Raw genomic sequence first — 18,236 nt, 5'->3', positions numbered from 1 at the left:
GGGGCAGTTCGTCCGAAGGGGGGATGCCGGGTTGTGGGATGCGCAGGGCGGGGGGACTTGTCGCCCATCCCGAAGTGTGGGTATTGCGGCCACGGTGCCTCGCCCCAATGCCCACGCACCCCCGCCTTCTCCCCTCCCCCGGCTTCCGAATCCGCTGCGCTACCATCATCAGGACTCCAGCGGGGAGGATGGTCATGGCAAAGAAGCACAAGAAGAAGCACGGGGACCACAACGGGGATCTCGCCCTCGCCCCGCCACCAACGAAGCAGTCCTCGAAGCAGTCGTCGAAACTGTCATGGAAGGATTACAGCGCGGAGCTTGCCAAGCTCCACGCCGACCTTGTGACGCTGCAGGAATGGGTGGTGCGCAAGGGCTTGAAGGTCTGCGTCGTCTTCGAAGGGCGCGACACCGCCGGCAAGGGCGGGACCATCAAGGCGATCACCGAGCGCGTCAGCCCGCGCGTCTTCCGCGTCGTCGCCCTGCCGACCCCGACGGAGCGCGAAAAGTCGCAGATGTACATCCAGCGCTACATCCCCCATTTCCCGGCGGCCGGCGAGGTCGTGATCTTCGACCGCAGCTGGTACAACCGCGCCGGGGTCGAGCGGGTCATGGGCTTCTGCACCGAGGAGCAGGCCAAGCGCTTCCTGGAGATGGTCCCGGCGGTCGAGCGCGCGATGGTCGAGTCGGGGATCATCCTGCTGAAATACTGGCTGGAGGTCAGCCCGGACGAGCAGACCCGCCGGCTGGAGGCGCGCATCCACGACGGCCGGAAGACCTGGAAGCTGTCGCCGATGGATCTGAAGTCCTACAGCCGCTGGTTCGACTATTCCCGCGCCCGCGACGACATGTTCGCCGCCACCGACACCCCCTGGGCGCCCTGGTACGTCGCGCATTCCGACGACAAGCGCCGCGCCCGCCTGAACATCATCAGCCACCTGCTGGAGCACATTCCCCACGAGAAGCTGCCCCGCGACCCGGTGAAGCTCCCCAAACGCCAGGACTCCAACGGCTACCGCGAGCCCGACTACCCCTACAAGGTCATCCGCGAACGCCCCTGGCCCGCCGGGTAATCATCCCCTCTCCCTGCTCCGCAGAGAGAGGGGTTGGGAGACCGGCCCCCTACGTGAAGAACTCCACCAGCGCCTGCGCCGTCTCGTCCGGCGCCTCCTCCGGAATGAAGTGGCCGGCGGGCATCTCCTGGCCCTGGATGTTGGGGGCGTAGGGGCGCCAGATGCCGAGCGGGTCGTCGTAGAGGCGGCCGACCGCGCTGTTGCGGCCCCAGAGGACCAGGGACGGGCAAGTGACCACCCGGCCCGCGGCGCGGTCCGCGCGGTCGTGAACCTGGTCGATGCTGGCGGCGGCGCGGTAGTCCTCGCACATGGCGTGGACGGTGGCGGGGTCGCGGAAGGCGGTCAGGTAGGCGGCGAAGGCTTCCTCGCCGAAGACCTCGGCCGAGCTGCCGATCGATCCGAGCACCCGGCGCAGGTAGAATTCGGGGTCGAGCCCGATCAGGTGTTCCGGAAGGCCGCCGGGCTGGATCAGGAAGAACCAGTGGTAATAGGCGGTCGCCATGCGCTGGTCGATGCGGGCGAAGACCTCCAGCGTCGGGGCGATGTCCAGGAAGGCCACGCGCTCCACCCGGCCCGGGTGGTCGAGCACGAGCCGGTGCGCCACCCGCGCGCCGCGGTCGTGGCCGGCCAGAAGGAAGCGCTCGTACCCTAGCGCGGCCATCACCTCCACCTGATCGAGGGCGTTGGCGCGTTTGGAGTAGACCTCATGCGCCGGATCGCCCGGCGGCTTGGCGGATAAGCCGTAGCCCCGCAGGTCGGGCAGCACCAGCGTGAAGCGCTTTGCCAGAGCCGGGGCCACGCGATGCCACATCGCGTGGGACTGCGGAAACCCATGAAGCATAAGCAGTGCAGGCCCTTGGCCGCCGACCAGCGCGTGGATCTCCGCACCGCTGGTGGCGATCCGGCGTTCGGTGAACCCGTCGAACATGCGCGCCCCTCCCCCTCATCCTTTCGAGTGGAGACCCTGTCCGGACACGCCGCGGCGGCTTGGAAACACTTGGCCCTGTTCGTGCGTTTTTCCGGCGATTGATCGTCACCACAAGCGGGAGATTGACATGCGTAACCTGAAGAAGCTCGTGCTTTTCGCCATGCTCGCCGGCGCCCTGGGCTCGACCCTGGCTGCCTGCAACACCGTCTCCGGCATGGGCGAGGACGTGCAGGCCGGCGGCCGCGCCATGGAGCGCTCGTCGGACAACGTGCAGAAGAAGATGTAAGGCCAGGATCGGTAAGGACGGATCCCCGCCCGGCGCGCCGCTACCCCGAATGTACGGCCCTGGATATCCAGACGGGGCGCCGGGCGGGAGAAGCCGTATCAGCGCTGCATGCGCTTGATGGTGTTGGTCGTGCTCTGGCCCTCCACGAGGTCGGCCAGCACGACCTTTCCGCCGTAGCTCATCACGAAATCGGCGCCGACCACCGTGGCGACGGTGTAGTCGGCCCCCTTCACCAGCACGTCGGGGCGCAGCGCCCGGATCAGGGCCTCCGGCGTGTCCTCCGCGAACACCACCACCTGGTCCACGCAGGCCAGTGAGGCGAGCACCGTCGCCCGCGCGCCCTCGTTCTGGATCGGCCGCGCCTCCCCCTTCAGGCGCTTGACCGACGCGTCGCTGTTCAGCCCCACCACCAGCACGTCGCAGGCCGCCTTGGCCTGGTTCAGCAGGGAGATGTGGCCGGGGTGCAGCAGGTCGAAGCAGCCGTTGGTGAAGCCCACGCGTTTGCCGCGGGCGCGGCAGCGCTCCGCCCACTCCACGACCTGGGCGAGCGAGCCGACCTTCTGTTCGCCGCTGCGCCATTCCTGCTCGTGCAGGGCGGACAGCAACTCCGGCGCGCGGACCACCGCGGTGCCGACCTTGCCCACGACGATGCCGGCGGCGAGGTTGGCCAGACGCGCCGCCTCCACCAGATCGACGCCCACCGACAGGGCCGCGGTCAGCGTCGCCACCACCGTGTCGCCGGCGCCCGACACGTCGAACACCTCGCGCGCCCGGGCCGGCAGGTGCGTCGCCGTGTCGCGGGTCACCACCGACATGCCGCGCTCGCTGCGCGTGGCGACCACGGCGTCGATGCCGCAGCTGTCGATCAGAGACCGGCAGGCTGCCTCGACCTCCCCGTCCGTGTCGGCGGGCAGGCCGGTGGCCTGCATCAGCTCCTTGCGGTTCGGCGTCACGACGCTGGCGCCGCGGTAGCGGCCGAAGTCGTCGCCCTTGGGGTCGACCACCACCGGCAGTCCGGCCTCCCGCGCGGCGGCGATCAGCCGGGCGACCAGTCCGTCGGTCAGCACGCCCTTGCCGTAGTCGGACAGGATCACCGCGCCCACCGTCAACAGGCCGGTGCGGGCGGCGACCATCACCTCCTCCTCGGAGTCGATGGCGGCGATGGTCTCCGCGTCGGCGCGCAGAAGCTGCTGGCGCCCGCCGATGAAGCGGGTCTTCACCGTGGTCTGGCGGCCGGGCTCCGCGACCAGGCCGCCGCCGTCGCCCGTCTCCCGCGCGATCAGCCGGACCAGTTCCAGACCCGCCGCGTCCTCGCCCACCACCGAGACGAAGCGGCAGGCCGCGCCCAGCGCCACGGCGTTGGCGGCCACGTTGCCGGCACCGCCGAGCATGGCCGTCTCGCGCTCGATCCGCAGGACCGGGATCGGCGCTTCGGGGGAGACGCGGTCGACCGCCCCGTAGATGAAGCGGTCGAGCATGACGTCGCCGACGCACAGCACGCTGGCGCGGGACAGGGAGTCGATGTGACGGGCAAGGTCGCTCATGCCCGACCTACTACCAACCTTGCGCGGCGCGCGCCAGAGATACGCGTAAGTCCATGAGTCGGGATCACGGATCGGTGAACGCCGGGGGGCGAGCTGTGAATGGCCGTTGCCGGGCGCCGGTGCTAGGTCATGAGGAACGGCGGAGGACGGATGGCATGGCCGCTATGGACGACGGCTTCGCGAACGGCGGAAACGGACCGCGCCAGAGGCGCGGGGCGGCGCGGCGCTGGCTGCCACCCGCCCTGTTGCTGGCCGGGCTGGGCCTCGCCCTGGCGTTGGGGCTGCACCGGCACCTGACGCTCGACGCGCTGGCCGCCCACCGGGAGACGCTGGCCCGCTTCGTCGCGGAGGACGGGGCGCTGGCCGCCGCCGCCTATGTGGGCGTCTACGCGCTGGCCGTGGCCTTCTCCGTGCCGGGGGCGACCGTGCTGACGCTGGCCGGCGGCTTCCTGTTCGGGACGGTGGCGGCAACCGCCTACGCCGTGGCCGGCGCGACGCTCGGCGCCATCGCTGTGTTCCTGGCTGCGCGCTCCGCGTTGGGCGGTCTGCTGCGCGCCAAGGCCGGCCCCTGGGTGGAGCGGCTGGAGGGCGGGTTCCGCGCCAACGCCTTCAGCTACACGCTGTTCCTGCGGCTGGTGCCGCTGTTCCCCTTCTGGCTGGTGAACCTCGTGCCGGCGGTGCTGGGCGTGCCGCTGGGCACCTACGCGCTCGCCACGCTGGTCGGGATCGTGCCGGGGGCGCTGGTCTACGCGTCGGTCGGCAACGGGCTGGGCGCGGTGCTGGACGCCGGCGGGCGGCCCGATCTGGGCTTGGTCTTCGCGCCGAAGGTCCTGCTGCCGCTGCTCGGGCTGGGGGCGCTGTCCCTGCTGCCGGTGCTGGGCAAGCGGTGGCGCCGGTGATGGAGATCCGCTGCGACCTGTGCGTGATCGGCGCCGGATCGGGCGGGCTGTCGGTCGCCGCCGGGGCGGCGCAGATGGGCGCCGACACCGTGCTGATCGAGCGCGGCGCCATGGGCGGCGACTGCCTGAACAGCGGCTGCGTGCCGTCGAAGTCGCTGCTGGCCGCCGCCAAGGCCGCCGAGACGGTGCGCCGGGCCGGCCGTTTCGGCGTGAATGGTCAAGAGCCTTCCATCGACGTCGCCCAGGTCCACGGCCACGTCCGCGGCGTCATCGACTCCATCGCCCCGCACGACAGCCAGGAGCGGTTCGAGGGGCTGGGCGTCCGGGTGATCCGCGCCACCGCCCGCTTCACCGGGCCGGACCGCGTGGAGGCCGGCGGGATCACCGTGCGGGCGCGGCGCTTCGTGCTGGCGACCGGCTCCCGCCCCGCCGTGCCACCCCTGCCGGGGCTCGACGCCGTGCCCTTCCTGACCAACGAGACCCTGTTCGAACGGACCACCGCGCCAGAGCATCTGCTGGTGCTCGGCGGCGGTCCCATCGGGGTGGAGATGGCCCAGGCGCACCGGCGGCTCGGCGCGCGGGTGACGATGCTCGTCCGCTCCCGCCTGCTGCCGAAGGACGACCCGGAGCTGGTGGAGGTGCTGCGCCGGCGGCTGGCCGCGGAGGGCGTCGCGATCCTGGAGGGCGCGGCCGTCGCGCGGGTGGAGCGGGCCGGCAACGGCATCGCCGCAGTGCTGGAGGACGGTCGGCGGATCGAGGGCTCCGACCTTCTCGTCGCCACGGGCCGCGCGCCGAACGTGGAGGATCTGGGGCTGGACACCGCGGGGATCGCGGCGAACACGAAAGGCGTGGAGGTGGACGCCCGGCTGCGCACCACGAACCGGCGCGTCTTCGCCGTCGGCGACGTCACCGGCGGGCCGGCCTTCACCCACGTGGCGGGCCAGCACGCCTCGGTCGTCATTCGGAACGCGCTGTTCCGGCTGCCCGCCAAGGTCGACTACGCCGCCCTGCCCTGGGTCACCTACGCCGAGCCGGAGCTGGCCCAGGTCGGCCTGACCGAGGCGGCGGCGCGGGAGCGGCACGGCGACGGGGTCCGGGCCCTGACCGCCCCCTTCGCCGGCAACGACCGCGCCCGGACGGAAGCCGAGACCGAAGGGCTGGTGAAGCTGGTCGTGACGAAGCGCGGCCGGCTGCTGGGCGCCGGCATCGCCGGTCCCCACGCGGGGGAGCAGATCGCCCTGTGGTGCCTCGCCGTCGCGAAGCGCATGGGCGTGGGCGACGTCGCCAACCTGACCCTGCCCTACCCCACCCTGGCGGAAGCCGGCAAGCGCGCGGCCGGCAGCTTCTACACCCCCACCCTGTTCGGCCCGCGCACCCGGGGGCTGGTGCGGTTCCTCGGGTGGTTCGGGTAGGACCAATTCGGCCCGCTGGGCAGCCGCCGCGTCCTGGCTTATCTTGCGGCATTCCCGAACCGGACGCCGCCCCCATGCCCCTTCCCCCCGTGACGCGAAGCCTGTCGGCCAAGCTGCTGGTGCTGACCGTGCTGTTCGTCATGCTGGCGGAGGTGCTGATCTACACCCCGTCCATCGCGCGATTCCGCCAGACCTTCCTGGAGGAGCGGCTGGCCGCCGCCCACCTCGCCGCGCTGTCGGTGGAGGCCTCGCCCAGCATGATGGTCGCCATGGGCTTGCAGAACCGGCTGCTGGCCTATGTGGGCGCCCACGCGGTGGAGCTGGTGCAGCCGGACAGCCGGGTCTACATGCTGTCGCGCTCCATGCCGCCGCGGGTGGACGCCGTGTTCGACCTGCGGGACGCCACGCCCTGGTCGCTGATCGCCGACGCCTTCGGGGCGCTGGCGCAGCCGCGCGACCGGGTCATCCGCGTCATCGGCCTGTCGCCCAAGGACCCGGCCTTCCGGGTCGAAATGGTGATGGACGAGCGGCCGATGATCGTCGCGATGGTCGACTTCTCCGGCCGCATCCTGGGGCTGTCGGTGGTCATCTCGCTGATCACCGCCGGGCTGGTGTTCCTGGCGCTGAACGGGATGCTGGTGCGGCCGATGCGGCGGCTGACCGCCAGCATGGTGGCCTTCCGCCGCGCCCCCGACGGCACCCCGCCCATCGAGCCGAGCCCCCGCACCGACGAGATCGGCGTCGCCGAACGCGAGCTGGCCGACATGCAGGAGACGGTGCGCACCGCGCTGCGCCAGCGGGAGCGGCTGGCGGCGCTCGGCACCGCGGTCACCAAGATCAACCACGACCTGCGCGGCATCCTGTCGACCGCCGCCCTGCTGTCCGAACGCCTGTCGGAGAGCGCCGACCCGGAGGTGCGGCGGGTGACGCCCCGGCTGATGGGCGCCATCGACCGCGCGGTGGAGCTGTGTGGCCAGACGCTGGCCTACAGCCGCGACGGCGTGCTGCCGCTGCATGCAGCCGACATCAACCTCGCCGCCCTGGTCGACGAGGCGGCGGCGGAAGTGCGCGCCGCCCAGCGCGGGTCGGAAGTGCTGTGGGAGAACGCCGTGCCGGAGGGCCTGACCGCCCGGGTGGACGCCGTGCAGCTCGCCCGCGCGCTGGTCAACCTTGGCCGCAACGCCGTGCAGGCCGGGGCCGACCGGGTGGCGGTGACGGCGGAACGGCGGGACGGGACGCTGGTCCTGCTGGTCGCCGACAACGGCCCGGGCCTGCCGCCGCGTGCGCGGGAGAACCTGTTCCAGCCATTCGCCGGCTCGGCGCGGGCCGGTGGCATCGGGCTCGGCCTCGCCATCGCGCGGGAGGTGCTGCGCGCCCATGGCGGAGAGTTGCGGCTGGTGGAAAGCACGGCCGCCGGCACCACCTTCGCACTGGAGCTTCAGGGCGGAGCGGTGGCGGGAATTCCGGCCGCGCGCCCTGCCATCCCGCATTGATTTCCGGCCGCCGCTCGCCCAAAATCCGTGGCGCATCGCAACCGGCCGGACGGACACAAGAAGGCCGAATTCGGAGGGAGACGGGACTTGCAGGGCACGGGCACATGGATCACCGGGGGCGTTCTGGGCCTCCTTGCGTTCCTTGGTCTGCTGGCGGCGTCGCGCGCCGCGGACGAGGCCTTCTATTACGGTGGCTGGATCCTGGCCATCGGCTGCGTGGTGGCCATCTTCTTCATGGTCAACAAGCACTACGACCGCATGGACGCGCAGATCGCCCGCCAACGCGGCCACGCCGAGGGCTGAGAGCGGACGACAGCGGCTGAACACGGGGGAGGCTGGGCATGGCGTGGGATCCGGATCAGTACGCGCTGTTCGACGTCTGGCGCCGGCGCCCGGCCTACGACCTCGTGGCGGCGCTGCCGTCGATGGAGCCCAGGACGGTCGTCGACCTCGGCTGCGGCGGCGGGCAGCTCGCCCGCCTGCTGGCCGAACGCTGGCCGGACGCCGACGTGCTGGGGGTGGACAATTCCCCCGCCATGCTGACCTGGGCGGAGGGCACCGCGTCGCGCGTGCGCTGGCAACAGGCCGACCTGCGCGACTGGCGCCCGCACTGGCCGGTGGACCTGCTGATCTCCAACGCCGCGCTGCAATGGCTGGACGACCACCAGCGGCTGTTCCCGGAGCTGTTGCAGACGCTCGCCCCCGGCGGCGTGCTGGCCGTGCAGATGCCCCGCAACTTCGAGGCCCCCTCGCACCGCCTGCTCTACGAGACGGCAGAAGAGGGCCCCTGGGCCGAAAAGCTGAAGGAGGTGCTGCGCACCAAGCCGGTGCACGCGCCCCGCGACTACTACGACTGGCTCAGCCCGCGCGCCGCGCGCGTGGACATCTGGGAGACCGAGTACCTCCAGGTGCTGAACGGCGACGTTCCGGTCCTGCAATGGACCCGCGGCACCACGCTGGTCCCGGTCATGGAAACGCTGCAGGGGGAGGAGCTGGACGCCTTCCTCGCCGCCTACCGCGCCAAACTGGAGGCCGCCTACCCGCAGCGTCCCGACGGAAACACCCTGTTCCCCTTCAAGCGCCTGTTCATCGTCGCGCGGGTGTGACGCGCCCCCTTACGGCTGAAGCGCGGATCAGTGCCCTTCGCCGCGGAACGGTCGCGCGAGCAGGCCGGCGATGGTGTCGTCCAGGCCGGCGCCGCGGTTCAGGATGGCGTCCACCGCCGCGCAGATCGGCATGTCCACGCCCCGTTTCGCGGCAAGCCCCACCACCGCGGCGGCGGTGTAGACGCCCTCCGCCACGGAGCGGCGCTCGCCCAGCACCTCGGCCAGCGTCCGGCCGGCGCCCAGCGCCGCCCCCAGCGACATGTTGCGCGATTGCAGGCTGGAGCAGGTCAGCGTCAGGTCGCCCAGCCCCGACAGCCCCATCAGCGTCTCCGCCCGACCGCCGAGCGCCAGGGCGAGCCGCGTGATCTCCGCCAGCCCGCGCGTGATCAGCGCCGCCCGCGCGTTGTCGCCCAGCTGGCGCCCCTCCACCACGCCGCAGGCGATGGCGAGCACGTTCTTCACCGCCCCGCCGACCTGGGAGCCGATGACGTCGTCGGACAGGTAGGGGCGGAAGGTGCGGCTGCCCAGCGCCTCCACCAGGGCGGAGCCGATGGTCGGGTCGGCGCAGGCCAGTGTCACCGCGGTCGGCAGGCCGCGCGCGACCTCCGCCGCGAAGGTCGGGCCGGACAGCACGGCGAGCGGCGTTCCCGCCGGCAGGGCGGCTTCCGCCGCCTCGCTCATCAGGACGTGGCTGTCCAGTTCGATGCCCTTGGCGCAGATCACCACCGGCGTGCCGGGGCGGAGATGGGACGACAGCTGGGTGCAGCCGGCGCGCAGGTGCTGCGCCGGGGTGACCAGCAGGACGGCGTCACAGGCCCCGACCGCCGACAGATCGCCGGTCGCCCGCAGGTCTGCGGGCAGCGGCACGCCCGGCAGGTAGTCGCGGTTCTCGTGGCCGCCGTTGATGGCCTCCACCACCGCGGGCTCCCGCGCCCACAGCACCGCCTCCCGCCCGGCGCGGAGCGCCGCCAGAGCCAGCGCCGTGCCCCAGGCGCCGCCGCCGATCACGCCGATGCGCTGATACCCAGTTGCCGCCATGATGACACCCCGCCCCCGTTTTGCGTCCCGCTGTCCGGAGGATTGTTTAGGCAATCCGCGCCCTGCCCCGCAAGCGGCGCTCTCACCCGTCGCGGGTCAAATCCAGCTTCATGCCGATGTGCGAGTCCTGGAAGCCCAGCCTCTTGTAGAAACGGTGGGCGTCCGTCCGCCGGGTCTGGGTGGTCAGCTGCACCAGGGCGCAGCCCTCCGCGCGGGCGAGGTCGACGGCGTGCCGCATCATGGCGCCGCCGATTCCCCGACCGCGCAGGTCGCTCGCCACCTTGACGGATTCGATGGTCGCCCGCGCGGCGCCCCTGCGCCCCAACCCGTGCACAACGGTGAGCTGGAAGCAGCCGACCGGCCGACCGTCCAGCTCCGCCAGCACCATCCGGTTGCCAGGCTGCGCGGCCATGCGGTCGAAGGCCTCCCCATAGAGCGGGTCGCGCGGGTCGGAGTCGCCGCCGATGGCCAGCGCGTCGTCGGCGATCAGCTGGACAAGGTCGGGCACATCGCGCCGCCCGGCCGTGCGGAAGGTGAGGCCCGGAATGGGATCGGCCATCATGGGATCCCTCACGCCTTCACGCCGGAGCCGACGCCCGCCTTGCCGATCGCCGGCTTGGCGGTGGGGTCGAGCGGCCAGCGCGGGCGCGGGGCGAAGCTCAGCGGGTCGGTATGGCCCAGCCGCAGCCGCTCGATGCCGGCCCAGGCGATCATCGCCGCGTTGTCGGTGCACAGTCGGAGCGGCGGCGCCACAAAGGGCATGCCCTCCTTGTCCGCCAGGGTCTGCAGACGGGCGCGCAGGGTCTTGTTGGAGGCGACTCCGCCGGCCACCACCAACGCGCCGCCCTGCGGGTGCAGTTCCTTGAAGCGGCGCATGGCGCGGGCGCAGCGGTCGGCCAGCACCTCCGCCACGGTCCGCTGGAAGGCGGCGGCGAGGTCGGCCTGATCCTCCGGCGAGAGGGGCGTTCCCAATTCTTCCACATGGCGCCGGACGGCGGTCTTCAGGCCGGAGAAGGAAAAGTCGCAGCCCGGCCGCCCGACCATCGGGCGCGGCAGGTCGAAGCGCCCAGAGTCGGTGGCGCGCGCCGCCGCCTTCTCCACCAGCGGTCCGCCGGGATAGCCGAGCCCGAGCAACTTGGCGGTCTTGTCGAAGGCCTCCCCCACCGCGTCGTCGATGGTGGTGCCGAGACGGCTGTACTTGCCCACCCCCTCCACCACCAGCAACTGGCAGTGCCCGCCGGAGACCAGCAGCAGCAGGTAGGGGAAGGGCACGTCGTTGGTCAGCCGCGCGGTCAGGGCGTGGCCTTCCAGATGGTTCACCGCAACGAAGGGCAGCTTGCGCGCGGCGGCGATGGCCTTGGCGGTCATCACCCCGACGATCACGCCGCCGATCAGGCCCGGCCCGCCGGTCGCCGCCACCGCGTCGATGCCGTCCAGGCCCAGGCCAGAATCGTCCAGGGCGCGGCGGATCAGCCCGTCCAGATGCTCCAGATGGGCGCGCGCGGCGATTTCCGGCACCACGCCGCCGTAGGGCGTGTGGTCATCCAGCTGCGACAGCACCACGTCGGCGCGGATCTCCCGCGCGTCGCTGACGATGGCGGCCGCCGTCTCGTCGCAGCTCGTTTCGATTCCAAGAACGATCATGGCCGTCAAACTAGCCGTCTCCGAGCCTCTGGTATAGGGTCTTGGCCCTGAAATCCAAGGGGTCTCCCATGGGTTTGCCGCAGGGGGGCGCAGCGATGAACAAGGACGTACCCGAAGCCGACGGCAGCATCCTCTACTACGACGGCGACTACCCGTCGCTGGAGATCGGGGAGGCGCGGGCCGAGGACGCGGCGGTGCTGGCCCGCATCGGCATGCTGGGCGACGTGGCCTTCTACCGCGACGCGGCGGTGGCCGCCGGCGGCCCGGTGCTGGAGGTCGGCTGCGGCACCGGCCGGTTGACCATCCCGCTGGCCCGCGCCGGGGTGGAGGTCTGGGCGGTCGACCTCTCCGCCGCCATGCTCGACCAGCTGCGCGCCAAGCTGGCGATGGAGCCGCCGGAGGTGCAGAAGCGCGTCCGCATCGTGCAGCAGGACGCGACCACGCTCGACCTGCCGGAGCGTGGCTTCCGCCTTGCCGCGATCCCCTTCAACGTGCTGATGCTGATCCCGGATCTTGCGACGGAGCGGCGCGCGCTCGCCTCCGTCGCGGCGCATCTGGCGCCGGGTGGGCGGCTGGCGTTGGACGTCATGAACCCGCTGACCCTGCCCATGGACGCGGAGACCAAGCCGTCGCCCTCGATGCCGCGGCGCAATCCGCACACCGGCAACCGCTTCGTCAAGAACGCGCTGGTCGGGCGGCTGGACGAGCGGCAGTGCCAGCGCCTCTACGGCTGGTACGACGAGTTGCTGCCCGACGGCCGGATTGCGGTGACCGAGTTCGACTTCACGTGGCGGATGATCTTCCGCTACGAGCTGGAACTGATGCTGGACACGACCGGCTTTACGATCGAGTCGCTGGCCGGCGACTTCGAGGCTGCCCCCTGGACCGTGGACAGCCGGCGCATGGTCGTCACCGCCCGGCGGGCGGGGTAAGAACCCCTCAGAAGCCGATTCGCTCGACCGCGACCTCGCGGTCGTGGGTCAGGGCCGGGACCATGCGGCGGGCCTCCTCCACGCGGTCCAGGTCGAGGTCGGCGACGGTGATCCCCACCTCCTCGCCGCCGTCGCCCAGCACCTCGCCCCAGGGGGAGACGATCAGGGAATGGCCGTAGGTCTGGCGGCCCTGGTCGTGGGTGCCCGTCTGCGCCGGGGCGATGACGAAGCAGCCCGTCTCGATGGCGCGGGCGCGCAGCAGCACGTGCCAGTGGGCGCGGCCCGTCGGCACGGTGAAGGCGGCCGGGACGGTGAGAATGCGCGCACCCGCCTGGGCCAACGCCCGGTACAGGTAGGCGAAACGCACGTCGTAGCAGATGGTCAGCCCGACTCCGCCCCAGGGCGAGTTGACGACCACCGCGCGGTCGCCCGGCCGGAAGGTGGCCGATTCGCGATAGCTCTCGCCGCCCTTCAGGTCCACGTCGAACATGTGGACCTTGTCGTAGGTCGCGGCGATGCGGCCGTCGCTGTCGAACAGGTAGCTGCGGTTGGCGACCCGCCCTTCCTCCAAAAGGATGCCGAGCGAGCCGGCGAGCAGCCACGCCCCTGTCTCCCGCGCCAGATCGGCGAAGAAGGGAACGGCGGGATGCTCAGCCTCCGGCTTCACGCGCTCCAGCACCTTGGCGCGGCCTTGGACGATCAGGCTGACGTTCTCGGGCATGGCGATGAAGTCCGCGCCCGCGTCGCGCGCCCGGCGCACAAGATCGCCCGCCGCCAGCAGGTTGGGACCGATCTCCGGGCCCGCGTTCACCTGCACGCAGGCCGCCTTCAGCGAGGACTTCATCGCGGGCTCCATCAATTGATGCCCAGCAGCGGGTCGAGCTTCCCGGCGCGGTCGAGCGCGTGGATGTCGTCGGACCCGCCGTACGGTTTCCCGTCGATGAAGATCTGCGGCACGGTCATGCGCCCCTCGGCCCGCTGGATCATCTCGTCGCGGCGCCCCGGCTGCATGTAGAGATCGATCTCCTCGTACGACACGCCCTTCCCGTCCAGGAGCCGCTTGGCGCGCGCGCAATAGGGGCAGAAGGGGGTAGTGTAGATGACAACGTCGGCCATGCGGGGCTCCTCGGCTGGGTGGAACGGTTATAGGATCAACGGCTGGGCCATGCCAGCCGTTGCAATCTCTGGGGCAACCTCTCGACACTCAGGTCTTCACCACACGCGCCAAGGTCAAGACGTCGACCTGCGCAGCCCCGGCATGCAACAGGACGCGGGTGCATTCCGCCAGCGTCGCACCGGTGGTCAGCACGTCGTCCACCAGCACGATCCGCTTGCCCTTCACCCGGTCCCGCCGGCCGGGCCGCAGCCGGAAGGCGCCCTTGACGTTCTTCTTCCGCCCCTTGCGGTCCAGCCCGCCCTGGGTCGGCGTGGCACGGCGGCGCACCAGCAGGTCCGGCACCACCGGCACCCCGGCGCTGCGCCCGGCGGCGCGGGCCAGCAAGGCCGCTTGGTTGTAGCGTCGGCGGAACAGCCGCCAGCGGTGCAGCGGCACCGGGATCAGCAGGTCCGCCCCGGCCAGAAGCTCCTTCCCCACCCGCGCCATCCAGGTGCCATAGGCGTCGGCGGCATGGATGCGGTCGCCGTGCTTGAAGCCCAGCACCAGCGGCCGGCTGCCGTCGTCGTAGGCCAGCACGGCGCGGGCACGGGCGAAGGGCGGCGGTTCAGCCATGCAGGATCCGCACAGCGTCTCCCCCGGCACGGCAAAGTCGAAGGGCGTGCCGCAGCGGGCGCAGAAGGGTGGCGCGATGAAGGTCAGCGCGCTCCAGCAGGTGACGCAGAGCCCACCCTGCCGGTCCACCGGCCCGCCGCAGGCGAGGCAGCGCGGCGGCAGCAGCGCGTCGACGACCATCGTAAGGGCGGTGGTGGCGGCGCGGGCCAGGAACCGGGGGAAGGACGCGGCCACCACGGGACGGCTCCTAATGGATGGCGGCGATGCGGTCGAAGATCACCAGCGTGTAGTCGCGCAGCGCGATGTAGATCGCCGGCCCGGTCACGAACAGGATGACCAAAGTCGCGAAGATCTTCAGGTCCTGCTGCAGCGTCGATTCGTTGATGCTCGTCACCTGCTGGAAGATGGTCAGCAACAGGCCCAACACGGTGGTGATGACCAGCGCCGGCGTGGTGATCTTGATGATGACGATCAGCGCCTCGTAGCTGACGCTGATGGCTTCCTCGATTCCCATTCCCACGCGCTCCGATCACATCCGCGGGGAGCTTATCACAAGGCCTCCACCTTCGCCGATGGTTGTAGCCCTCCCGGGCTGGGCTATATTGCGGGCATGACCACGCCCGACAGCATGACCGTCTTCGACCGCGCGCTCGTCCGCCGCCGCCGCGACCGCGCCGTCCCCGCCTTCGCCGAGCACGCCTTCCTGTTCGAGGAGGTGGCCGACCGCCTCGCCGACCGATTGGAGGACGTGGTCCGCCCCTTTCCCACCGTGCTGGACGTGGGCGCCCACGACGGCGTCATGGCCCGCATGCTGCGCGGGCGCAAGGGGATCGAGCGGCTGGTCTCCTGCGACCTGTCGCCGGGCTTCGCGCGACAGGCCGGGCCGCTGGCCGTCGCCGCCGACGAGGAATTTCTGCCCTTCGCGCCGGAAACCTTCGACCTGGCCGTCAGCAACCTCAGCCTCCACTGGGTCAACGACCTGCCGGGGGCGCTGGTGCAGATCCGGCAGGCGCTGAAGCCCGACGGCTTCTTCTGCGCCGCGATGCTTGGCGGCGAGACGCTGCTGGAATTGCGCCGCTGCCTCTACGAGGCGGAGATGGAGGTGTCCGGCGGCGTGTCCCCGCGCGTGTCGCCCTTTGCGGAGATCCGCGACGTCGGCGGCTTGATGCAGCGCGCCGGCTTCGCCCTGCCCGTGGTGGACAGCGACATCATCACCGTGACCTACGCGGATGCCTTCCGCCTGATGCGCGACCTGCGCGGCATGGGGGAGAGCAACGCCGTGCTCGCCCGCCGCAAGGTGCCCGCCACCCGCGCCCTGCTGTTCGACGCCGCCCGTCGCTACGCCGAGCTGTACGCCGAACCCGACGGGCGCATCCAGGCCACCTTCCAGATTCTGTACCTCGCCGGCTGGTCCCCGCACGAAAGCCAGCAGCAGCCCCTGAAGCCCGGCTGCGGCCAAATCCCGCTGGCCGACGCGCTGAAAGGGCAGACGCATCACTGAAGCGGCGGCATCATTGAAGCGGTGAATGAACCACGGAGACACGGAGGCACAGAAAGACCACGCCCTCTGTGCCTCCGTGTCTCCGTGTCTCCGTGTCTCCGTGTCTCCGTGGTAAATCCAAGCGTCAGGCCGCGATCAACCGCCACGCCATCCAGCCGAGCACCCCGGCGTTCACCACCATGATCACCGGGGCGGCCCGCGCCACCGCCGTCCGCCACGCGCGGCCGGCGAGGTGGCCGGCGAGGCCGACCGCCAGCAGGCTCGGCACTGTGCCCAGCGTGAAAGCGACCATCCCCAGCGCCCCGGTCAGCGCATTCCCGCTCGCCGCCGCGACCGCCACCGCGCCGTAGAGCAGTCCGCAGGGGATGAAGCCCAGCGCCAGCCCCAGCGCGTAGCCGCGCCAGCCCGTGGGGTTGCCGAACAACGGCCGCGCCAGCCGCGACACCCGGTCGCCCCACCAGCGCTGGACCGCCCCGTCCAGCTTCGGCACAAGCATTGGAATCCAGGCCGACAGGCCCTTGACCGCGTAGCCCAGGAAGAACAGCGCCGCGAAGGCCAGCAAAGCCACCGACAGCCAGCGCAGCCCGGGCAGCGCGCCGACATGGCCGGCCACCGTCGCCGCCACCGCGCCGATCAGCGCGTAGGTTGTCCCGCGGCCGAGGTGGTACGGCAGCACCGCCGCCCCGGCGAGGCGGTGGAACTCGCTCATGCGGGAAACCGGCACCTGCTCCAGCCGCGCGGTGACCTGGGCCAGCACGAAGGGGCCGCACATGCCCGTGCAATGGGTGGCCCCGCCGACCAGCCCCGCCGTCAGCAGCGCCACCAGCAGCCCGCCGTCCCGGTCGACGACCACGGCGCATTGGTTCAAGCCGGTTTCGAGCAGCGACAAGGCGGAATGGGCGTCCACGACGGGCCTCCGAAGGAAAACTCCGCCGGAGAATAGGGGCGCGCCCTTGGAAAGACCATGACCTGCGTCAAGGAAGTCTTCACCACCAAGACACCAAGGCACCAAGAATCCTACCGCTCGGCACGGCGTGGACTCTTGGTGCCTTGGTGTCTTGGTGGTGAAATCCCCTCCAGGCGGAGCCCTACCCCGCCGAGCCCGTCTGCCGCACCTCGTGCACCTCCACCGGCTGGGCGGCGTGGCGGGCCATGATCTCCTTGGCGAGCCGCTCGCGCTCCGCATCAGCGAGGTTCACCCAGAGCAGGATGCCGCCCTTGTCCAGGTGCTGGAGCATCGGTTCGTTGCGCTTGTCGGTCAGCCATTGCGACATGACGGAACCGAGCGCGCCGCCGCCCACGCCCGCCGCCGCGGCAGCCGCGGCAGCGGCCAGCGCCGTGCCGCCCGTGGCCAGCACAGCCCCCGTCGCCAGGATGGCACCCACATAGGCCGGGAAGCCGACCGCCACGCCCTTGGCGCTGCCGGTGTCCTCCGGCGAGATGTAGGACTGGCGCGGCGCGTTCGGGTCGTGCGCCACGTCCTCCACCCGGTCCGGCACGTGGCCGAGATGGTCGCGGATGGTCTGGTCGTTGGCCAACACGCTCAGTTCGTGCCTCTGGAAGCCGGCCAGCGACAGCTCGTCGATCGCCTTCTGCAAGGCGTCGCGGCTGGAGAAGATGCCGACGGCCTCGCGGACCGTCCCGGTCGTAGTCGATCGGTTGGGTGTCACATCGCTTTCATAGGACATGGACTCGCCTCCGCTGTTGCCGGGTGTAACCCGGTGCGGAGGACGGAAGTTCCGCAACCGTCAGGGGCTTGACCCAGCCGGCGACGCGGCCGGAACGGCGCCGCGCGGCTCCGGCAGGCCGCTGCCGAAGAACCACCAGAGGCCGAGCGCGATCAGCGCTACCTTCACCGCCAGGAACAGCGCGATGTGGCGGGCGAGCGGGTTGCGAAGCATAAGGCGGGCCTCCCTCTTTCACCGCTTTGTTGCCTCGGCGTTGTCACGCGGACAGGCCAGCGATGCAAGGGGCGGCGACCTTTGGGCGCACCGCGTCGCTGGTCAAGGGTGGGGCGAACTGGATAGTATCCGACCGAAGGACCGACATCTCCGCGAGAGGAAGCGCCATGAAACGGCTGTTGTTGCTGTCTGTGCTGGCCCTGGGCCTGAGCGCGCCCGCGCTGGCCCCCGCGCAGGCGCAGGTCAACATCCTGGAAGGCCCGGGCCTGGTGAAGGCCGTGTCCACCAACGACGTCAGCGCGCTGCGCATGCTGCTGCTGAAGGGCGACAACCCGAACCAGACGGACATCTCCGGCAAGACGGCACTGCAGATCGCCATCGGCAACAGCAACGCCGAGATGGTCAAGATGCTGCTGGACGGCGGCGCCAACCCGAACCGCGCCGACAAGCAGGGCAACGCCCCGCTGCACTACGCGGTGGACGCCGACGATGTCGCCACGGTCGACCAGCTTCTGAAGAAGGGCGCCAAGGTCGACCAGGACAACCGCGATGGCCTGACCCCGCTGATGATGGCGGCGCGCAGCGGGCGTCCCGATCTGGTGGACCGCCTGCTGAAGGCCGGGGCCAAGGCCGACCGCACCGACTTCACCGGCCGCACGACGCTGAGCTGGGCGCAGGACGGCCGCAACGCCCGTGTCCTGAACATGCTGCGCCAAGCCGGCGCGCGCTGACCGAGGGGAAACGGGCGTCGCC

General features: G+C 71.2%; 22 protein-coding genes. 10 read left to right on the top strand and 12 right to left on the bottom strand.

Annotation, left to right across the window (positions count from 1 at the left end; genetic code table 11):
• Positions 1-194: 194 nt before the first annotated feature.
• Complete coding sequence (ppk2, locus tag M2351_RS02470) at positions 195-1,070, top strand: polyphosphate kinase 2 (protein ID WP_264654574.1); 876 nt, start codon at positions 195-197, stop codon at positions 1,068-1,070.
• Positions 1,071-1,119: 49 nt separating this feature from the next.
• On the opposite strand, the gene M2351_RS02465 is transcribed toward ppk2, so the two are convergent.
• A complete protein-coding gene (locus tag M2351_RS02465; protein WP_264654573.1) occupies positions 1,120-1,998 on the bottom strand; it encodes an alpha/beta fold hydrolase in 879 nt (292 codons plus the stop codon).
• 127 nt (positions 1,999-2,125) lie between these two features.
• Between M2351_RS02465 and M2351_RS02460 the strand changes: the two genes are divergently transcribed.
• Positions 2,126-2,284 carry an entericidin A/B family lipoprotein gene (locus tag M2351_RS02460; protein WP_264654572.1) on the top strand — a complete coding sequence of 53 codons (159 nt, stop codon included), beginning with the start codon at positions 2,126-2,128 and terminating at the stop codon, positions 2,282-2,284.
• Between the two features lie 98 nt (positions 2,285-2,382).
• Here the strand turns inward: M2351_RS02460 and rfaE1 are convergent, their stop codons facing one another.
• Positions 2,383-3,828 carry a D-glycero-beta-D-manno-heptose-7-phosphate kinase gene (gene rfaE1 / locus M2351_RS02455; protein ID WP_264654571.1) on the bottom strand — a complete coding sequence of 482 codons (1,446 nt, stop codon included), beginning with the start codon at positions 3,826-3,828 and terminating at the stop codon, positions 2,383-2,385.
• A 155-nt stretch (positions 3,829-3,983) separates the two neighbouring features.
• Here rfaE1 and M2351_RS02450 point away from each other — a divergent pair, with 155 nt between their 5' ends.
• The 5 genes from M2351_RS02450 (at position 3,984) to M2351_RS02430 (ending at position 8,738) form a co-directional block, all read left to right on the top strand.
• On the top strand, positions 3,984-4,727 hold the full coding sequence (locus M2351_RS02450) for a TVP38/TMEM64 family protein (protein WP_264654570.1): 744 nt from the start codon (positions 3,984-3,986) through the stop codon (positions 4,725-4,727).
• The gene (locus M2351_RS02445) at positions 4,727-6,139 is read left to right on the top strand and encodes a dihydrolipoyl dehydrogenase family protein (RefSeq protein ID WP_264654569.1); all 1,413 of its coding nucleotides are present in this window, start codon (positions 4,727-4,729) and stop codon (positions 6,137-6,139) included. Before M2351_RS02450 ends, M2351_RS02445 begins: the two co-directional genes overlap by 1 nt.
• A gap of 74 nt (positions 6,140-6,213) precedes the next feature.
• Positions 6,214-7,632, top strand: coding sequence for a sensor histidine kinase (locus M2351_RS02440; RefSeq protein ID WP_264654568.1), 1,419 nt, complete (start codon positions 6,214-6,216; stop codon positions 7,630-7,632).
• Positions 7,633-7,719: 87 nt separating this feature from the next.
• The gene (locus M2351_RS02435) at positions 7,720-7,935 is read left to right on the top strand and encodes a hypothetical protein (RefSeq protein WP_264654567.1); all 216 of its coding nucleotides are present in this window, start codon (positions 7,720-7,722) and stop codon (positions 7,933-7,935) included.
• A 38-nt stretch (positions 7,936-7,973) separates the two neighbouring features.
• Complete coding sequence (locus M2351_RS02430; protein ID WP_264654566.1) at positions 7,974-8,738, top strand: methyltransferase domain-containing protein; 765 nt, start codon at positions 7,974-7,976, stop codon at positions 8,736-8,738.
• Between the two features lie 27 nt (positions 8,739-8,765).
• Here M2351_RS02430 and M2351_RS02425 read toward each other — a convergent pair whose 3' ends face one another.
• The 3 genes from M2351_RS02425 to tsaD form a co-directional block, all read right to left on the bottom strand.
• On the bottom strand, positions 8,766-9,776 hold the full coding sequence (locus tag M2351_RS02425) for an NAD(P)H-dependent glycerol-3-phosphate dehydrogenase (protein WP_264654565.1): 1,011 nt from the start codon (positions 9,774-9,776) through the stop codon (positions 8,766-8,768).
• Between the two features lie 82 nt (positions 9,777-9,858).
• Positions 9,859-10,338 carry a GNAT family N-acetyltransferase gene (locus M2351_RS02420; protein ID WP_264654564.1) on the bottom strand — a complete coding sequence of 160 codons (480 nt, stop codon included), beginning with the start codon at positions 10,336-10,338 and terminating at the stop codon, positions 9,859-9,861.
• Between the two features lie 8 nt (positions 10,339-10,346).
• Positions 10,347-11,420: a tRNA (adenosine(37)-N6)-threonylcarbamoyltransferase complex transferase subunit TsaD gene (gene tsaD / locus M2351_RS02415; protein ID WP_264656825.1), complete on the bottom strand. Its 1,074-nt coding sequence runs from the start codon at positions 11,418-11,420 to the stop codon at positions 10,347-10,349.
• 95 nt (positions 11,421-11,515) lie between these two features.
• On the opposite strand from tsaD, the gene M2351_RS02410 reads away from it, so the two are divergent.
• Positions 11,516-12,352, top strand: coding sequence for a class I SAM-dependent methyltransferase (locus tag M2351_RS02410; RefSeq protein ID WP_264654563.1), 837 nt, complete (start codon positions 11,516-11,518; stop codon positions 12,350-12,352).
• A 7-nt stretch (positions 12,353-12,359) separates the two neighbouring features.
• Here M2351_RS02410 and M2351_RS02405 read toward each other — a convergent pair whose 3' ends face one another.
• The 4 genes from M2351_RS02405 to M2351_RS02390 all read right to left on the bottom strand — a co-directional run bounded on the left by M2351_RS02405 (position 12,360) and on the right by M2351_RS02390 (position 14,595).
• Complete coding sequence (locus tag M2351_RS02405) at positions 12,360-13,196, bottom strand: carbon-nitrogen hydrolase family protein (RefSeq protein ID WP_264654562.1); 837 nt, start codon at positions 13,194-13,196, stop codon at positions 12,360-12,362.
• 11 nt (positions 13,197-13,207) lie between these two features.
• Entirely contained in the window at positions 13,208-13,468 is a 261-nt protein-coding gene (gene grxC, locus M2351_RS02400) for a glutaredoxin 3 (RefSeq protein ID WP_264654561.1), read from the bottom strand.
• Positions 13,469-13,556: 88 nt separating this feature from the next.
• Positions 13,557-14,261 (bottom strand): ComF family protein, encoded by a 705-nt coding sequence (locus M2351_RS02395; RefSeq protein ID WP_264656824.1) that lies wholly within the window; start codon positions 14,259-14,261, stop codon positions 13,557-13,559.
• Positions 14,262-14,328: 67 nt separating this feature from the next.
• Positions 14,329-14,595 carry a flagellar biosynthetic protein FliQ gene (locus M2351_RS02390; protein WP_264654560.1) on the bottom strand — a complete coding sequence of 89 codons (267 nt, stop codon included), beginning with the start codon at positions 14,593-14,595 and terminating at the stop codon, positions 14,329-14,331.
• A gap of 96 nt (positions 14,596-14,691) precedes the next feature.
• Between M2351_RS02390 and M2351_RS02385 the strand changes: the two genes are divergently transcribed.
• Positions 14,692-15,582 (top strand): methyltransferase domain-containing protein, encoded by an 891-nt coding sequence (locus M2351_RS02385; protein ID WP_264654559.1) that lies wholly within the window; start codon positions 14,692-14,694, stop codon positions 15,580-15,582.
• A gap of 124 nt (positions 15,583-15,706) precedes the next feature.
• On the opposite strand, the gene M2351_RS02380 is transcribed toward M2351_RS02385, so the two are convergent.
• The 3 genes from M2351_RS02380 to M2351_RS02370 form a co-directional block, all read right to left on the bottom strand.
• On the bottom strand, positions 15,707-16,489 hold the full coding sequence (locus tag M2351_RS02380; protein WP_264654558.1) for a sulfite exporter TauE/SafE family protein: 783 nt from the start codon (positions 16,487-16,489) through the stop codon (positions 15,707-15,709).
• 181 nt (positions 16,490-16,670) lie between these two features.
• A complete protein-coding gene (locus tag M2351_RS02375; protein WP_264654557.1) occupies positions 16,671-17,270 on the bottom strand; it encodes a general stress protein in 600 nt (199 codons plus the stop codon).
• A 60-nt stretch (positions 17,271-17,330) separates the two neighbouring features.
• Entirely contained in the window at positions 17,331-17,483 is a 153-nt protein-coding gene (locus tag M2351_RS02370) for a hypothetical protein (protein ID WP_264654556.1), read from the bottom strand.
• A 167-nt stretch (positions 17,484-17,650) separates the two neighbouring features.
• On the opposite strand from M2351_RS02370, the gene M2351_RS02365 reads away from it, so the two are divergent.
• Positions 17,651-18,214, top strand: coding sequence for an ankyrin repeat domain-containing protein (locus M2351_RS02365; protein WP_264654555.1), 564 nt, complete (start codon positions 17,651-17,653; stop codon positions 18,212-18,214).
• Positions 18,215-18,236 lie beyond the last annotated feature (22 nt).

The sequence above is a fragment of the Azospirillum canadense genome (assembly GCF_025961225.1).
Lineage (GTDB): Bacteria > Pseudomonadota > Alphaproteobacteria > Azospirillales > Azospirillaceae > Azospirillum > Azospirillum canadense.
The sequence above is the reverse complement of the archived record's forward strand: the minus strand, read 5'-3'. Positions and strand labels throughout refer to the sequence as shown.

Excerpts from the sequence above, each read along its gene's own strand:
- ppk2 (WP_264654574.1), top strand. The coding sequence starts at position 195 with ATGGCAAAGAAGCACAAGAAGAAGCACGGGGACCACAACGGGGATCTC.
- M2351_RS02465 (WP_264654573.1), bottom strand. The coding sequence starts at position 1,998 with ATGTTCGACGGGTTCACCGAACGCCGGATCGCCACCAGCGGTGCGGAG.
- M2351_RS02460 (WP_264654572.1), top strand. The coding sequence starts at position 2,126 with ATGCGTAACCTGAAGAAGCTCGTGCTTTTCGCCATGCTCGCCGGCGCC.
- rfaE1 (WP_264654571.1), bottom strand. The coding sequence starts at position 3,828 with ATGAGCGACCTTGCCCGTCACATCGACTCCCTGTCCCGCGCCAGCGTG.
- M2351_RS02450 (WP_264654570.1), top strand. The coding sequence starts at position 3,984 with ATGGCCGCTATGGACGACGGCTTCGCGAACGGCGGAAACGGACCGCGC.
- M2351_RS02445 (WP_264654569.1), top strand. The coding sequence starts at position 4,727 with ATGGAGATCCGCTGCGACCTGTGCGTGATCGGCGCCGGATCGGGCGGG.
- M2351_RS02440 (WP_264654568.1), top strand. The coding sequence starts at position 6,214 with ATGCCCCTTCCCCCCGTGACGCGAAGCCTGTCGGCCAAGCTGCTGGTG.
- M2351_RS02430 (WP_264654566.1), top strand. The coding sequence starts at position 7,974 with ATGGCGTGGGATCCGGATCAGTACGCGCTGTTCGACGTCTGGCGCCGG.
- M2351_RS02425 (WP_264654565.1), bottom strand. The coding sequence starts at position 9,776 with ATGGCGGCAACTGGGTATCAGCGCATCGGCGTGATCGGCGGCGGCGCC.
- M2351_RS02420 (WP_264654564.1), bottom strand. The coding sequence starts at position 10,338 with ATGATGGCCGATCCCATTCCGGGCCTCACCTTCCGCACGGCCGGGCGG.
- tsaD (WP_264656825.1), bottom strand. The coding sequence starts at position 11,420 with ATGATCGTTCTTGGAATCGAAACGAGCTGCGACGAGACGGCGGCCGCC.
- M2351_RS02410 (WP_264654563.1), top strand. The coding sequence starts at position 11,516 with ATGAACAAGGACGTACCCGAAGCCGACGGCAGCATCCTCTACTACGAC.
- M2351_RS02405 (WP_264654562.1), bottom strand. The coding sequence starts at position 13,196 with ATGAAGTCCTCGCTGAAGGCGGCCTGCGTGCAGGTGAACGCGGGCCCG.
- grxC (WP_264654561.1), bottom strand. The coding sequence starts at position 13,468 with ATGGCCGACGTTGTCATCTACACTACCCCCTTCTGCCCCTATTGCGCG.
- M2351_RS02395 (WP_264656824.1), bottom strand. The coding sequence starts at position 14,261 with ATGGTCGTCGACGCGCTGCTGCCGCCGCGCTGCCTCGCCTGCGGCGGG.
- M2351_RS02390 (WP_264654560.1), bottom strand. The coding sequence starts at position 14,595 with ATGGGAATCGAGGAAGCCATCAGCGTCAGCTACGAGGCGCTGATCGTC.
- M2351_RS02385 (WP_264654559.1), top strand. The coding sequence starts at position 14,692 with ATGACCACGCCCGACAGCATGACCGTCTTCGACCGCGCGCTCGTCCGC.
- M2351_RS02375 (WP_264654557.1), bottom strand. The coding sequence starts at position 17,270 with ATGTCCTATGAAAGCGATGTGACACCCAACCGATCGACTACGACCGGG.
- M2351_RS02370 (WP_264654556.1), bottom strand. The coding sequence starts at position 17,483 with ATGCTTCGCAACCCGCTCGCCCGCCACATCGCGCTGTTCCTGGCGGTG.
- M2351_RS02365 (WP_264654555.1), top strand. The coding sequence starts at position 17,651 with ATGAAACGGCTGTTGTTGCTGTCTGTGCTGGCCCTGGGCCTGAGCGCG.